Consider the following 14916-nt stretch of genomic DNA (forward strand, 5'->3'; position numbering starts at 1 on the left):
AAAAAGTTGCAAATTAAAAATAAAAGCAGTTAAATTATAAGGCAAAGCTCTTTGAGGAAGTCTGAATAATAAACTCATTTAATAGAGTTTTGTAGAAATAAAAAAGGTCAGAATTCGTTCTGACCAAAATTAAATAAGTTTTTATTATAAATTTTTATAAATTTCTCGAATAACTCCATCAGAAAGTCCAACTTTTGGAACATGTATTTTTTTTGCATGCGACCATTTTAGCACATTATTATATATTTCTAAAGCATATACAACAACATCTGCACGATCGGGTTTCATATTAAAGTTTTGCATTCGTTCTTCAGCAGTCATGCTTTGTAGGGTTTGGTAATGTTTTTTAACATAAGTACTGCTTAATGGCATTCCCAATTTTACTCCCGAATATTTGTACACATGGTTGATATTTCCTCCAGAACCAATTAATTCTATTTCATCATGTCCAATGTTTTCTTGAATCCATTCTTTCATTTCTTCAAAAGTAGTTGGAGCAACTTTGTTTTCTAATAAACGAACAGTACCAACTTCAAATGATTTTGATGTAAAAACCTTGTTATCTTTTAATAAAGTTAATTCAGTACTACCACCACCAACATCCACATATAAATAGATTTTTTTATCTTTGATAAATGCACCTAATTCGGTATTAAAAAGTAATTCTGCTTCTGTTTTTCCATCAATAATTTCGATGTTAATGCCAGACTTTTTCATCACTTTTTTAACTACTTCATTGCCATTTTTTGCTTCGCGCATAGCAGAAGTTGCATAAGCTTTATATATTTCTACATCATAAACTTTCATCATTAAGGCATACGATAACATGGCATCACAAATACGTTCCACGTTATTTTCGCAAATTTGTCCATCAATAAAAACGTCATGTCCCAAACGAATTGGCATGCGGACAATACTCGTTTTATTAAAAATAGGTGCACGACCTTCTTCTTCATAAACATAATTAATCAACAACCGCATAGCGTTAGAACCTATATCAATTGCGCCTAATTTTCTAATCTTCATTTTCTTGTTCGTTTAATTCTTTTAAATATTCGTAGGTTGTGTATTGAGAGCGATTTGGTTTTTTATTATTTCGTTTATATTCTAACGATGATGCCGCTGTAATTTTACGGCCTTTTATATTATCTTCAAAGCTAAGGTTAAACGTATCCATGACTATTTTCTTGAATTTATGATCGTAAATTGGACAAGCCACTTCGACACGGTTATCTAAATTTCGTTCCATCATATCAGCCGAAGAAATATAAACTTTATCATCGCCTGCATTTTTGAACCAATAAATTCGTGGATGTTCCAAAAATTTATCAATTACACTTACACATTCGATATTTTCGGATAGATTTTTAACTCCTGGAATCAAACAATTAATTCCACGAACAACCAAACGTACTTTGACACCTTTCTGTGATGCTTTATATAATAAATCGATGATTTGTTTATCGCTTAAACTATTTAGTTTCATATTGATTTCGGCAGGTAAACCAGCTTGATGATTTTTAACTTCTCGCTTAATCATCTTCACAATTTTTTTGCGCGTTCCATAAGGTGAAACCAATAAATGATTGTAGGTTAAATTTAAATAGTTTGCTCCGAAAAATTTAAAAATCTGTTCTACATCTTTCGTGATTCCAGGATTTGTTGTGAAATATGTGTAATCCGTATAAATCTTTGCTGTTCCTGCATGAAAATTACCTGTGCTGATAAATACATATTTCTGAGCTAAACCATTATCAGGCTTACGTTCAATGTAACCAATTTTCGAATGTACTTTCAGTCCAGGAACTCCGAAAATAACATTAACACCAGCTTCCTGTAATTTCTTTGACCACATGGCGTTGTTTGATTCATCAAAACGTGCGCGAAGTTCTAAAACAGCAGTAACTTCTTTGCCATTCATTGCAGCGTTTATCAACGAATGCATCACTTGCGAATCTTTGGCAACGCGATAAATAGTGATTTTAATTTTTGTTACTTTAGGATCAATTGCGGCTTCTCTCAAAAATTTTAATAGCAACGAATAATCGTGATATGGTGCCATCATCATTTCTTCGTTTTCAGAAAAAGCCTGAAAATAACTGTTGTAGCTAAATGGTTTATTCTGAATAATTGGTTTGATTTTATCATATGTTAAACCAGAAATATCAAAGCTTGGAAAACTCATCAAATCGCGTTTGTTGTGGTATTTTCCTCCTGGATTGATACTGTCATATTCGTCAAGTCGTAATTTTTTCAAGAAAAATTTTAGTGTATCTGGCGCAATTTCGGCATCGTACACCAATCGAACAGGAACTCCTTTTTTACGATTTTCTAAACTGTTTATCACTTTTTCTAATAAACTATGTTCTAAGTCATTATCAAAATCGAGTTCACTGTCGCGCGTAATTTTAATTGAATGTGCTTCGATTGATTCGAAATCAAACATCTTGAAAATATCTTTCAAATGATAACGAATAATATCTTCCAAGTACATCACATACGTATTTTCGTCAAACTTTGGAAGCACGATAAAGCGTGGAAATAAATGGGTTGGCACAATCAAAAGAGCATATTGAATTTTATCTTTTAATTGCATTTTGACAGCTAAATAAAACGATCCATCACGCAAAGGCGGTGCTTTTTTGATGTCGTCTAAAATAAATACACCAACAGTATGAATAAATTCGTTATAAAAATATTCGGAAATAAATTCTAAATAATTTTCTGGAATAGAAGTGTCATCAATTACAAAAATGTTGTGATTTTCTAATTCTTTGAACAATTGATTGTGTAAATCATCGTACTGAACACGCTGTTGACGAACAATTTCATTAATTTCGTCAATCAATTCTTCATCGGTTTGATCGGGTACAATATTTTGGTAAACAATTTCAACGTCTTTGAACTGTATTGAACGCAAAATTGTTGAATAGCGAACAGAATAAAATTCGTCTAAATTATTAGAATAAATTCCCAAAAAACGAATTCGTTCTAACAATGGAACAGTTTCGTCAGAAGCTTCTTGCAACACACGTGCATTGAAAGAAAGCCAGCTGATTTCTCGGTTGATGTATTTTTTCATTTAATTTCTTTAGGTGTAATTATTTTCATGGTTTTACCTTTTGCAATCGTTTTCCAATTATCTGAATCGAATTGTATCCATACAAATCCAGATGTTGGGAGATTGTAAATCATTTCGTTTCCTAATTGATTTGTAATGTCGGTAAACGCAGGATTATGTCCAAAAATAAGAACATTTTGCAATTGATTGTCCAAATTTCTAATCCATTTATCTAATAAATAATGAGAAAATGTATATAAATCATCTTCGATATGAATTATTTGCGAGGGAAAAAGAATTGGTTTGACCAATTGAGAAGTTTCTTTAGCTCGAACGGCTTTGCTCGAAAATACTTGGTCAAAGTTTAGTTCAAAAATTTCGTTTAAATAGTGCGCAATTTTTTTCGTTTTCAATTCACCAATGTCAGTAATAGAACGGAATTGATCAGACACATTTTCGTTCCATTTACTTTTTGCATGACGCATTAAAAATAAATTTTTCATAACGCAATTAATTAAAAAAGAAACAGTAGTTAAATCTAATCATTATCTAACAAAAAGAATTAACTACTGTTAAAATTTTATTGATTTTTTTAAAGATTACCTTCGTAATTTTTAAAATCATTTTTTACCCAATCAGGTAATTCCATTGATTTTTTTGCTTCCATATCGTACATTACTTGTGTACTTTTTCCGGTACAATGAATCAAATCTTCCCCGTTTTCATTTTTACTTGTTACGATATATTCGAAATCAAAACTTTTGTTTCCTAATTTCGATACACGAACGCCAATACGTGGTTCTAAAGCATTAGGACGCAATTCTATTTGATAATTCGCTTCCATGTGAGCAATCACAAACATATGTCGTGTCCATTGCCACTTTTTGCTTGAAGCCTGCATATAATAGGCGCGACCAATTTGAAAATACTCGAAATAAAACACATTATTTACGTGACCAATTGGATCAAAATCACTCCAACGAGGTTCTAAGGGTTTAAAGAATTTAAAGTTTTCTAAGTTCATTTATTATTGGGTTTTGTATTAATTGTCTTCGGGATTTGGATCAATAAATTCGTATCGATACAATTTTACTAACCAAAAGAATACAGAAAATAAGATTGGTCCGAAAATAATTCCGATAAATCCGAAAAGATTTAAACCAACGATTACTCCAAAAATAGTAATTAATGGATGAACATCTGCCATCTTTTTTTGTAAAACTAAACGAATCAAATTGTCAGAAAGTCCTACCACTACAAAACAGTAAATCAATAATCCAATTGCGTGTCCTGTTTCTCCACTTGCAAGTAAAAATAAAGCTAAAGGAACGTAGATTAATGCAGCTCCTACGACGGGTAACATTGCAGCAAAAATGGTTAAAACAAACCAAGTAAATGCATCGTCTACACCAAATATTAAGTATCCAATGTAAGCAATTACGGCTTGTATAAACGCTGTCAAAGGCATTCCAATAGCGTTAGAAATTACCAAATCTTTTAAATCAGTATTCATTCGTTTAAGGTTGCTTGTTTTAAAAGGAATTGCTGAGTAAAACCAGTTTTCAAGTTTCTGATGATTCATTAACATAAAGTATAGAATAAGAAATGCAACACCTAATTGCACTGTCATATCCATAGAGGCATTCAGGGTTTTTTCTAATAATTTTCCACCGACTTGTGTAATTTTTTCAATATTTGTTGCGCTAAATACATCAATATGAAATTTTGTTTGTAACATTTCAATGATTTTATTGACATCTTTTTTAATTTGAACTGTATCATTTAATAAAACCATTACTTTATTCGTCAGCATTTGAATCAATAAATACAATGGACCAATAATTAAAATAGCACTACTAATCATTAGTAAAATTACACTTACTAATTTGTTCCATTTTTTTTCTTTAACCAACCATTGTAAAGGATTTAGAAGAAGTACATACAAGCATAAAGCGCCAAGAAATCCAGGGAAAAAAGCCAAAAGATTTTTAGATATTAACCCAAAAACTAAAAGTATAACTGCAATAAATGCTAATTGTAATAAAATATTATTAGAAAGATAATGTTTTTGTGAGTTCATAGGTGACTTATTGTTTAATAACGGTTATTGATATTTTGTATGTATCAAAATCAATGCTAAAAATAGTTATTTTCTGTAAACTTTTTTATTTTTAAGCATTGAATAAAATTTTACACATGAAAAAAATAGTTGGTTTAATCTTGTCTGTTTTGACAATTTCTGTTTCTGCACAATCAAAACAAGACAAAGTTGTGTTAGTAATACATGGTGGAGCTGGAACAATTCTGAAAAAATATATGACAGCTGAAAAAGAAAAAGCTTACCGAGAAGCATTAACAGAATCTTTAACGAAAGGTTTTGAAGTTATAAAAAAAGGAGGAGAAAGTGAAGAAGCTGTTATAGAAGCCATAAAAGTGATGGAAGATTCGCCATTATTTAATGCAGGAAAAGGAGCGGTTTTTACACATGAAGGCAAGAATGAAATGGATGCTTCTTTGATGCTTGGACATACAATGCAAGCTGGTGCTGTGGCTGGAGTTACGACAATCAAAAATCCTATTACAGCAGCTAAAACAGTTTTACGAAATTCTGCACATGTGATGATGGTTGGAAAAGGGGCAGAAGAATTTGCTCAAAAGCAAGGCTTAGAATTGGTTGATCCAAGTTATTTCAAAACAGAAGAGCGTTGGAATTCTTTGCAAAAAGTAATCGAAAAAGATAAAGATAAAATGGAATTGGATCATGATGCCAAAACACAGGCTTATGTACCATTTAATTTTGTTGACGAAAAGTTTGGAACTGTTGGTGCAGTTGCATTAGATCAAAAAGGTCATATTGCTGCGGGAACTTCAACAGGAGGTATGACAAATAAACGTTTTGGTCGTGTTGGAGATTCTCCAATTATTGGTGCTGGAACCTATGCAAACAGTGAAGTTGGTATTTCGAGTACAGGTTGGGGCGAGTATTTTATAAAAGCTGTAGCAGCGTATGATGTGGCTGCATTAATGGAATATAAAAAACTTTCTTCCAAACAAGCAGGAGATAAGGTCATCAAAAAAATTGGTCAATTAGGTGGTGATGGAGGTATGATTATTTTAGATAAAAATGGTCAAGCAAGTTTTCCTTTTAATACCGCAGGCATGTATCGCGGAAGTATTACGCAATCGGGTAAGATAACTATCGAAATTTATCAATAAATTTGAAACTCATTTTTATAATTAAAAGAAAAACAATAATGATAAAACAAATTTTGCTTACAGCTACAATTGCACTTTCTAATGTTGCAACAGCTCAAGTAACATCAATGATTAATGATCAAAATGTAGATGCTTCCACTAAAGTTTATGGAATGGCTCCTTTGAATGATGAATCCAAAGCCTATGAGAAATTTAACTTTATGTTAGAAAATTCAGCTGCAATTCAGTTAGCAAAATATCTTCTTGAATACGGGTATCAATCATCAACTTTTCAAGCGCAAGAGAATGGGCTGATGATCTACATGGTGAAAGATAAAAAAATTGTTGATCAATGGTTAGTGAATCCAGCTTTATACAACACTTTTCACGATGGAATTCCATATTCTTATGATGCAGATAAATTAGCAGTTCTTGCAGAAAAGTATCCGTTAATTTATAAAGAAGAAAAGCGACAATATAAAAACGAAAAAGAATATCAAAAACAACGTCCAGCTTTATTTGCAGATCCTTATAATTTGATTGTTACTGAACCTGATTTTACATATGAAGGTTATTTTGAAGTTCAGTTTCCTGTTAACGAACAATTCAAAACGCCAGAAAATGCAATCGAATATCTAAAACCGATAGTAGAAAAATCAACAAAAAAGAAGTTTGATATTAATTATTCTTTATCAGAAAAAAATATTTTAGATCGCACGCAGTTTACTATGACAGTTGCGGGTGAAGAAAATATCTATAAAAAAATGAAATTAGATCAGTTGCAAAAAGGAGATTGGCAGTCATTAAGTTATGAGGCGGTTATTTTAAGAAAGGCGAATTAATCATAATGAAAAGGTTCTTGAATTCTCAAGAACCTTTTTTTATGTACAAAAGATTCGTATTTTCAGTTTTTAACCAAAAGAATATGAACTCTAATTTTTATAAAATTTTACAAAATTCGAAAGAAAATCAATCTATTATCGCCATATACAATGATCCAGAAGGAGATAATTTTTGGGCAGGTTATATTTTAGATTTTAATGATGAATTTTTTACGATGCAACATATTTCGAAGTTCGGTAAAAAAGATGGAATTTTAATTGAACCTTATTTCAAAATTAGCCGAATTGATGTCGATGATTATTGTAAATGTTTAAATTATTTGAAGGAGCATCATACCGATTTGGATGAAGAAAATACCGTGACATTTTCAGCAACAAGCGAAGATAATTGGATGAATCAAATTTTAGGAGAAATTTGTAATCAAACAGAATACGTTTCGCGATTACAATTTAACAACAATAGTCGTTTTTCAGGCTTTGTCCGAAATTTAACAGAAGATGATTTTGAGCTGAAATGTATCGGTTCTGAAGGAACAGATGAGGGGTCATTGTATTTTCAGATTGATGATATCTCATCTATTCGAGTTAATGATTTAGAAGCTCGCAGACGTTTATTTTTATATAATTATCGTCGTTCTATCGATTTTTTTGATGAATAAATCAATAAACCTTCTGCTTTGTTAAATAATGAATGATTAGGTATAAAATTTGATTAGATTTTGCTGAAAAAAATCGTTTTTTATAAAGTTCACAAGAGCTTACTTTTGCACTATAATAAAAATCTACTTATGAAATATACTTCTGCAACAGAAGCAGTGAAAGAAATAAAATCTGGTGATCGTGTTTACGTTCATGCAGCAGCTGCTACACCAACAATTTTGGTGACAGAATTATCGAAGAGGGCACATGAATTGAGAGATGTAGAGTTTTGTCATATTTATACGACAGGTGCAGCAGAATATGCAAATCCTGCTTATAGAGATTCTTTTTTTGTCAATTCTTTTTTTTTAGGAGCCAATGTTCGTCACACCATAAAAGAAGGGAATGGTTCTTATTTGCCAATTTCTTTTAGTGAAATGGCAAAAGTGATTAAAACGGAACTTACGATTGATGTTGTACTGATTCAGATTTCTGAACCTGATGCCCACGGATTTTGTTCTTTGGGAACGTCTGTCGAGAACATTAAAGCAGCCATAGAAACATCTCGTGTGGTTATTTCGCAAGTGAATAAACATATGCCAAGAACATTTGGTGATGGGATTATTCATATATCAAAAATCACCCATTTAGTAGAGCATCATCAATTATTAGATGTTTTGGATAACGGAAATATAACGACAGAAGAAGCCAGAATAGGAAGTTATATTGCTGAATTGATTGAAGATAAAAGTTGTTTGCAATTAGGGATTGGTTCTATTCCAAATGCAGTTTTAAATAATTTGAAGAATCATAAAGGTTTAGGAATTCATACTGAGTTATTTTCAGATGGAATTGTTCCTTTAGTAAAATCTGGTGTAATTACAGGTGAACATAAAAAATTGTTGAAAGGGAAAATTGTATCAACTTTGGTACATGGTTCTCAATTGTTATATGATTTTATTGATGATAACCCAGCAATAGAAATGCGTGATGCATCTTTTACAAATGATCCAATCAAAATTAGCCAGAATAACCGAATGGTTTCGATTAATTCCGCTATCGAAGTTGATGTAACTGGACAAGTAAGTGCTGATTCAATCGGAACAAAAATATTTTCTGGTGTAGGAGGGCAAGTTGATTTTATTTATGGATCTTCTTTAAGTAAAGGAGGGAAATCAATTATTGCCTTAACATCAACAACAGTTAAAGGAGCAAATAAAATTGTTCCATTTCTGAAACATGGAGCAGGAGTAGTATCAACAAGAGCTCACGTAAACTACGTTGTAACAGAATATGGAGTAGCAAATTTATTTGGAAAAAATATTAAACAACGTGTAAAAGCAATGGTAGAAATTGCGCATCCAAATTTTAGAGAACAAATAGAAAGAGAATATTATGAAGCGCTTTCTAATTAAACTTTAGAAAAATCAATAAAGCCTTCTAATCAGAAGGCTTTATTGATTTCAGATTAAAAAATATTTAATTTTATCCGTTTACAGCTTCAACGTTATCCACAACGTCAGGCATCATTTGTTTTAAAATTCCTTCGATACCATTTTTAAGTGTTGCTGTAGAAGAAGGACAGCCCGAACAAGCGCCTTGTAACAACATTTTAGCAGTACGTGTTTCTTCATCAAACTCAATTAATTCGATATTACCACCGTCATTTGCTACAGCAGGTTGAACATATTCGTCCAAAATAGCTTTGATTTGTTGTTCAACAGAAGAAAATTCTTCAGCAGATTTTACAACAATATGCTCTGGTACTTCTGTTGTGAATTCATAAAATTCATCAAAAACAGGACCTCCAGCTTGTAAATAGTTTGTGATAAACGAGCGAACATCCATTGCCCAAAGCGACCAATCTTCTGATTCGTTTTTCGTTAAAGAAACATAATTATCAACAATAAATACTTCCTCTACAAAAGGATATTCTTTGTAAATCGCAACAGCTAAAGGAACTCCAGCAGCTTTTTCTTTCGATTTTATTTCGATGATTTCTGGAGCTAACATAGAATTTGAAACAAATTTCATTGCCGCAGGATTTGGCGTCATTTCTGCATAAATAGAAATGGGAGCCTTTTTCATCGGCATTAAAATTGCGTTTTCTTCTAAATGTTCATTGATAATTTCTTTCAAATCTTCTGTAACATCAGCCCAATCAACTGCATCTATTTTTTCTATCGCGACAAAATTTGCAGTGATAAATATTTTTTGAATAAATGGTATAGTCAATAAAACTTGCGCTAAAGGAGATTCGGTAGCTGTAGATTCTTTATCGAATTCAACGCCACCTTGTGTTAAAGTCTCGTCACAAACAAACTTCATCACATTATTATTTGGTGTAATTTCTTCGTATACTCTCATAATAGTACAAAAATACACTATAAAAATGTATCTTTATCATAAGAATTATAGATTTTGTTATGGCAATAATTAAAGAATTAAATGGACATGCACCAAAGTTCGGTAAAAACTGCTTTTTAGCGGATAACGCAGTGGTTGTAGGTGAGGTAGAAATGGGCGATGATTGCTCAATTTGGTTTTCTGCTGTGGTACGTGGAGATGTTCATTTTATAAAAATGGGTAATAAAGTGAATATTCAAGATAACGCTACGATACATGCCACGTATCAAAAATCTCCGACGATTATAGGGAATAATGTTTCGATTGGACATAATGCAATCGTGCATGGATGTACTATTCATGACAATGTTTTGATTGGAATGGGAGCAATTGTGATGGATGATTGTATTGTAGAGTCTAATTCGTTGATAGCAGCGGGAGCTATTTTAACCAAAGGTACACATGTTAAAGAAGGTGAGTTATGGGCTGGAATTCCTGCAAAAAAAGTAAAAGATGTCCCGAAAGAATTAAAAGAAGGCGAAATTGAACGTATTGCAAATAATTATTTGATGTATAGTAGTTGGTATAAATAAAAAATTGTCAAAAAAAAGTAGTCTTTATCGGGCTACTTTTTCTATTTTAATTAAATTGTTGGTAAAGATAAGTGAGGTGATTTTCAGTTCGATAAATAAAAGTTTGAAAATCTTTATTAGTTATAGTTCTGTGAAAAATTAGTGCTACGTGGTGATATGTCTATTTTCCTATTTTGATGATTTTCTAATGTAATGCAATAATTAAAATCACGCCTTTAGCAGAATTTTTTTATTTATAATTGTTAATTATCTGTACAATTTCGTCCAAACCATCTGTTAAAGCAGCAGGACCAGGTTGCAAAATCAACTCAGATTTTATTTCATATAAATGATTATTCTGCACAGCTTTTATTTTTTCGAAACCTATTCGTTGTTCTACTTTTTCGGGTTTAAACATCTTACCACACCAAGACCCAATAATAATTTCAGGATTTCGTTCAATCACTTGTTTATCCAATAAAATTCGATCTTTTGCTAATGCTTTATTTTTAAGTTCAGGAAAAGCTAATTTTCCACCAGCAATTTCTATCAAATCATTTACCCAAGCACTTCCAGAAATAATTGGCTCGTCCCATTCTTCGAAGAAAACAGTTGGTTGATAGGGAAGAAGAGAAGCTTGTTTTTTTATTGTTTCGATTCGTTTTTCATACGATTCAACTAATTTTATTCCTTTGTCTTGACAACCAATTAATGAAGTAAATTGAAGAATCATATTTAAAATTTCTTCAACTGTTCGGTGGTTAAAAATTAAAACATTAATTCCTCTTCGAATTAATTCAGCAGCAATATCTGCTTGTAAATCTGAATATCCAATAACTAAATCAGGCTTAAGTTCAATAATTTCTTCAAATTTTGCATCTAAAAAAGTTGAAACTTTTGGTTTTTCTTTTCGTGCTTGTGGTGGTCGATAAGTAAAGCCGCTAATACCCACCAAACGATGTTGTTCGTTAATAGTATACAAAATTTCGGTTCCTTCTTCTGTTAAGCAAACAATGCGTTGAGGGTATCGATTTATAAACATTCGTTTTTTTATAAATATAAGTAGAGAATTTGAATATTTACAAATTGATTATAATAGTAGCAATTAGATAGAATTTATAAATTTTTGATTCGATTTTAATAAAAATGAAATTATTTGCTTCTTGATTAAATAAAAATCATTTAAATTTTTATCGTCTTTTTTAAAAAAATTTAAGAAAATGAAGATCGTTAATTATTAATTTAAACTTTTTTATCATTTTTTTTTAAGGATTTCTAAAAAATACTAGTGTCTTAATTACACTATTAATAAAATCATTCATTTTTTTGAAAAATATGATATTTTTATTTTTCAACATATTATTTTAGATAAAGTTAAGGTTTTGTGTTTTGAAAATATTTAATCATAACTATTGTAAAATTAACACCTAATTATTATATCATGAAGAAAAATATTTTGGCCATTAGCATTTTATTAACCATTGGATTATCGCATACAAAAGCGCAATATGCTTCGGAGTATGATGGAGGTTTAGTGGTTAAACTGAATCCAGAAGGAAACAAATATGTTCGCTTTATTTTATGGGGACAAACTTGGTTTCAGGATTACGAAGGAAAACATGCGAATGATGGATTTTCGATTAAAAGAGCTCGTGTCTTGGCTTATTCACAAATTAATGATCGTTTTATGATCTTAACTCATTTTGGTGCAAATGGAATTTACGACAATAATCTTTCTCCAGTTGGAAAGAGTTCTGATGTTTCATTTTTTTTACACGAAATGTTTTTACAATATAAAGTCACAAATAACTTAGCGTTAGGGGCAGGAGTACATAATTTTGGAGGGATTTCTCGAGGTAATGCTCAAGGATCTATTAATATGTTAATGTTAGATAATAATCGCGCAGATTGGGCTACACTTGGTTTGTCAGATCAATTTTCAAATCATTTAGGGGTTTTTGCAAAAGGACGTGTAGGAAAATTAAATTACCGTTTAGCATTAAGCGATGCAATTACAAATACGTTGGATGGAAATTCGAATTCAATTTTAGAGAATGGACAAGAAAAATACTTAGGTAAAGCTTTACTTGGTGAAGGGAAATATGCTGTTTCAGGTTATTTTGATTATCAATTTCTTGATCAAGAATCGAATGCATTACCTTATCGTGTAGGAACTTATTTAGGAACAAAAAAAGTGTTTAATATTGGAGCAGGATTTTTTAATCAAAGTAATGCAATTGTAAAAAAAGAGCATGATAATTTGATAGGAGAAAATGTTACACATCTTGCAGTTGATGCTTTTTATGATGCGCCAATTGGACAATCTTCTTCTATTACTGCTTATACAAAATATCAATATTCTGATATGGGAGATGCTTATGTTCAGGGGAATGTTGTAGGTGATGGTAGTCAATTCTCTGGTCATGTTGGTTATCTTTTACCTAAAAATATTAAAGAAGGAGAGGGGAAATTTCGCAATAGAATTCAACCTTATGTAGGGTATTCATATCGAGATTTTAAAGGGTTAGTAAAACCTGCAAATGAATTTAAAATTGGTGGCAATTGGTACATCGATGGGCAGAATGCAAAAATATCAGTTGAATACCAAAAATCTTTCGATCAACCAAAACATATGGATGATATGATCACACTACAAGCAATGATATTATTATAAAATAACACTATAACTATAATTAACACAAAAAAAAACAAAATTTATGAGTGAAACAACAAGTAAAAAAACAATCTGGAAAGTGATTGGAGCTTCCTCTATGGGAACTTTGATCGAATGGTATGATTTCTTTATTTTTGGAAGTCTTGCAGTTGTTATTTCCACAAAATTTTTCCCTGCAGAAAATCCTACCGCAGCCTTTCTTTCTACTCTTGCAACATTTGCAGCTGGTTTTGTAGTTCGTCCATTTGGAGCCTTATTTTTTGGTAGATTAGGAGATATAATTGGTCGAAAATATACCTTTATGGCAACTCTAATTTTGATGGGAGGTGCTACTTTCTTGATTGGTTGTATACCTTCTTATGAAACAATAGGTTTTCTTGCACCATTATTGGTTTTAATATTACGTTTATTACAAGGTTTGGCTTTAGGTGGTGAGTATGGTGGTGCTGCGACATATGTAGCCGAACATGCTCCAGATGGACAAAGAGGTTATTGGACTTCTTGGATACAGACAACTGCTACAATTGGTTTGTTTGTATCGCTATTGGTTATTTTATTAACTAAATCAGTTCTTTCTGAAGAACAGTTTGATTTATGGGGATGGAGGGTGCCATTTGTTTTATCTATTTTTATGGTATATGTTTCTTATATAATCCGAAAAAATATGGACGAGTCTCCTGCTTTTAAAAAGGCAAAAGATGAAGGAACGACATCTAAAAATCCTTTGAAAGAATCATTTGGTAACCGCTATAATATGAAATTCGTACTATTAGCTCTTTTTGGTGCGGTAATGGGACAAGGTGTTGTTTGGTATACGGGACAATTTTATTCGATGAGCTATATGAAAACTGTTATGAATGTAGATTCAAATCAAGTTGATTCATTGTTAGGAATAGCATTGTTATTTGGAACTCCTTTTTTTGTTGTATTTGGTTGGTTAAGTGATAAGGTAGGTCGAAAATGGGTGATGTTAATAGGGATGATTTTAGCTGTCTTTTCGTATCGTCCAATTTACGAATCAATGTATCAAACTTCTAATTTAGAAAATAAACAAGAAATAGTAGCAGATACAAAGCACGAAGCAGAAATGAAAGTGAATGGCGAAGTTACGGATTCTATTTATACTCTTAATCAGTCGTTTACAGATGGCACAACGTATAAACAAGTGACTATACGTCATTTAGAAAATGGACAAGCGAAGATTGTAGATGGTAAAGTAAGTGAAATTGTAAAAAGAACAACGCATATTACAAGCGGTAATAAATGGAAATTAATTGGTTTAATTTGGATACAAATCGTGTTTATTACAATGGTATATGGACCTATAGCAGCATTTTTAGTAGAAATGTTTCCAGTCAAAATTCGTTATACATCAATGTCGTTGCCTTATCATGTCGGAAATGGAATATTTGGTGGTTTATTACCCGCAGTTTCTACGTATTTAGTTACAAATGCAAAGAACAATGGTGATCCTCAATTTTATTTAGAAGGACTTTGGTATCCTATTGGTATTGCTGCAGTATGTTTTATAATTGGAGCAATTTATATTAGTAACAAAGATAGAAATGTGAATTAAAAAAAAATACA

At 31.4% G+C, this 14916-nt stretch carries 14 protein-coding genes; 7 read left to right on the top strand and 7 right to left on the bottom strand.

Translation table 11 applies throughout. The features are described 5' to 3' along the window. Positions 1-144: 144 nt before the first annotated feature. The 5 genes from HX088_RS08630 to HX088_RS08650 form a co-directional block, all read right to left on the bottom strand. On the bottom strand, positions 145-1026 hold the full coding sequence (locus HX088_RS08630; protein WP_225540079.1) for a Ppx/GppA phosphatase family protein: 882 nt from the start codon (positions 1024-1026) through the stop codon (positions 145-147). Continuing rightward, a complete protein-coding gene (gene ppk1 / locus HX088_RS08635; protein ID WP_284583886.1) occupies positions 1016-3082 on the bottom strand; it encodes a polyphosphate kinase 1 in 2067 nt (688 codons plus the stop codon). The genes HX088_RS08630 and ppk1 overlap by 11 nt, the downstream gene beginning before the upstream one ends. Then, on the bottom strand, positions 3079-3564 hold the full coding sequence (locus HX088_RS08640) for a SixA phosphatase family protein (RefSeq protein ID WP_286483939.1): 486 nt from the start codon (positions 3562-3564) through the stop codon (positions 3079-3081). The genes ppk1 and HX088_RS08640 overlap by 4 nt, the downstream gene beginning before the upstream one ends. An 89-nt stretch (positions 3565-3653) precedes the next feature. Next, complete coding sequence (locus HX088_RS08645; protein ID WP_260543577.1) at positions 3654-4085, bottom strand: acyl-CoA thioesterase; 432 nt, start codon at positions 4083-4085, stop codon at positions 3654-3656. An 18-nt stretch (positions 4086-4103) separates the two neighbouring features. Then, positions 4104-5141, bottom strand: coding sequence for an AI-2E family transporter (locus HX088_RS08650; protein WP_286483941.1), 1038 nt, complete (start codon positions 5139-5141; stop codon positions 4104-4106). A gap of 116 nt (positions 5142-5257) precedes the next feature. Here HX088_RS08650 and HX088_RS08655 point away from each other — a divergent pair, with 116 nt between their 5' ends. From HX088_RS08655 to HX088_RS08670, 4 genes are all read left to right on the top strand, one after another. Further along, positions 5258-6277 (top strand): isoaspartyl peptidase/L-asparaginase family protein, encoded by a 1020-nt coding sequence (locus tag HX088_RS08655; protein ID WP_286483942.1) that lies wholly within the window; start codon positions 5258-5260, stop codon positions 6275-6277. 38 nt (positions 6278-6315) lie between these two features. Continuing rightward, positions 6316-7098: a hypothetical protein gene (locus HX088_RS08660; RefSeq protein WP_286483943.1), complete on the top strand. Its 783-nt coding sequence runs from the start codon at positions 6316-6318 to the stop codon at positions 7096-7098. 83 nt (positions 7099-7181) lie between these two features. Continuing rightward, positions 7182-7757 carry a hypothetical protein gene (locus tag HX088_RS08665; RefSeq protein WP_225532371.1) on the top strand — a complete coding sequence of 192 codons (576 nt, stop codon included), beginning with the start codon at positions 7182-7184 and terminating at the stop codon, positions 7755-7757. A 105-nt stretch (positions 7758-7862) separates the two neighbouring features. Next, positions 7863-9152, top strand: a complete 1290-nt coding sequence (locus HX088_RS08670) for an acetyl-CoA hydrolase/transferase family protein (RefSeq protein ID WP_502875137.1) — start codon at positions 7863-7865, stop codon at positions 9150-9152. Between the two features lie 70 nt (positions 9153-9222). Here the strand turns inward: HX088_RS08670 and HX088_RS08675 are convergent, their stop codons facing one another. After that, positions 9223-10107, bottom strand: a complete 885-nt coding sequence (locus tag HX088_RS08675) for a NifU family protein (protein WP_396127092.1) — start codon at positions 10105-10107, stop codon at positions 9223-9225. Positions 10108-10163: 56 nt separating this feature from the next. On the opposite strand from HX088_RS08675, the gene HX088_RS08680 reads away from it, so the two are divergent. Next, positions 10164-10676: a gamma carbonic anhydrase family protein gene (locus HX088_RS08680; RefSeq protein ID WP_260543561.1), complete on the top strand. Its 513-nt coding sequence runs from the start codon at positions 10164-10166 to the stop codon at positions 10674-10676. A 229-nt stretch (positions 10677-10905) separates the two neighbouring features. Here the strand turns inward: HX088_RS08680 and HX088_RS08685 are convergent, their stop codons facing one another. Next, positions 10906-11697: a cobalamin-binding protein gene (locus HX088_RS08685; RefSeq protein WP_260543560.1), complete on the bottom strand. Its 792-nt coding sequence runs from the start codon at positions 11695-11697 to the stop codon at positions 10906-10908. Between the two features lie 399 nt (positions 11698-12096). On the opposite strand from HX088_RS08685, the gene HX088_RS08690 reads away from it, so the two are divergent. Together HX088_RS08690 and HX088_RS08695 are read left to right on the top strand one after the other, a co-directional pair. After that, complete coding sequence (locus HX088_RS08690; protein WP_171622288.1) at positions 12097-13329, top strand: hypothetical protein; 1233 nt, start codon at positions 12097-12099, stop codon at positions 13327-13329. Positions 13330-13372: 43 nt separating this feature from the next. After that, complete coding sequence (locus tag HX088_RS08695) at positions 13373-14905, top strand: MFS transporter (RefSeq protein ID WP_225539414.1); 1533 nt, start codon at positions 13373-13375, stop codon at positions 14903-14905. Positions 14906-14916: the final 11 nt, after the last annotated feature.

Origin of the sequence: Empedobacter sp. 225-1 (genome assembly GCF_030328185.1) — a bacterium.
Classification (GTDB): domain Bacteria; phylum Bacteroidota; class Bacteroidia; order Flavobacteriales; family Weeksellaceae; genus Empedobacter; species Empedobacter stercoris.

Excerpts from the sequence above, each read along its gene's own strand:
- HX088_RS08630 (WP_225540079.1), bottom strand. The coding sequence starts at position 1,026 with ATGAAGATTAGAAAATTAGGCGCAATTGATATAGGTTCTAACGCTATG.
- ppk1 (WP_284583886.1), bottom strand. The coding sequence starts at position 3,082 with ATGAAAAAATACATCAACCGAGAAATCAGCTGGCTTTCTTTCAATGCA.
- HX088_RS08640 (WP_286483939.1), bottom strand. The coding sequence starts at position 3,564 with ATGAAAAATTTATTTTTAATGCGTCATGCAAAAAGTAAATGGAACGAA.
- HX088_RS08645 (WP_260543577.1), bottom strand. The coding sequence starts at position 4,085 with ATGAACTTAGAAAACTTTAAATTCTTTAAACCCTTAGAACCTCGTTGG.
- HX088_RS08650 (WP_286483941.1), bottom strand. The coding sequence starts at position 5,141 with ATGAACTCACAAAAACATTATCTTTCTAATAATATTTTATTACAATTA.
- HX088_RS08655 (WP_286483942.1), top strand. The coding sequence starts at position 5,258 with ATGAAAAAAATAGTTGGTTTAATCTTGTCTGTTTTGACAATTTCTGTT.
- HX088_RS08660 (WP_286483943.1), top strand. The coding sequence starts at position 6,316 with ATGATAAAACAAATTTTGCTTACAGCTACAATTGCACTTTCTAATGTT.
- HX088_RS08665 (WP_225532371.1), top strand. The coding sequence starts at position 7,182 with ATGAACTCTAATTTTTATAAAATTTTACAAAATTCGAAAGAAAATCAA.
- HX088_RS08680 (WP_260543561.1), top strand. The coding sequence starts at position 10,164 with ATGGCAATAATTAAAGAATTAAATGGACATGCACCAAAGTTCGGTAAA.
- HX088_RS08685 (WP_260543560.1), bottom strand. The coding sequence starts at position 11,697 with ATGTTTATAAATCGATACCCTCAACGCATTGTTTGCTTAACAGAAGAA.
- HX088_RS08690 (WP_171622288.1), top strand. The coding sequence starts at position 12,097 with ATGAAGAAAAATATTTTGGCCATTAGCATTTTATTAACCATTGGATTA.
- HX088_RS08695 (WP_225539414.1), top strand. The coding sequence starts at position 13,373 with ATGAGTGAAACAACAAGTAAAAAAACAATCTGGAAAGTGATTGGAGCT.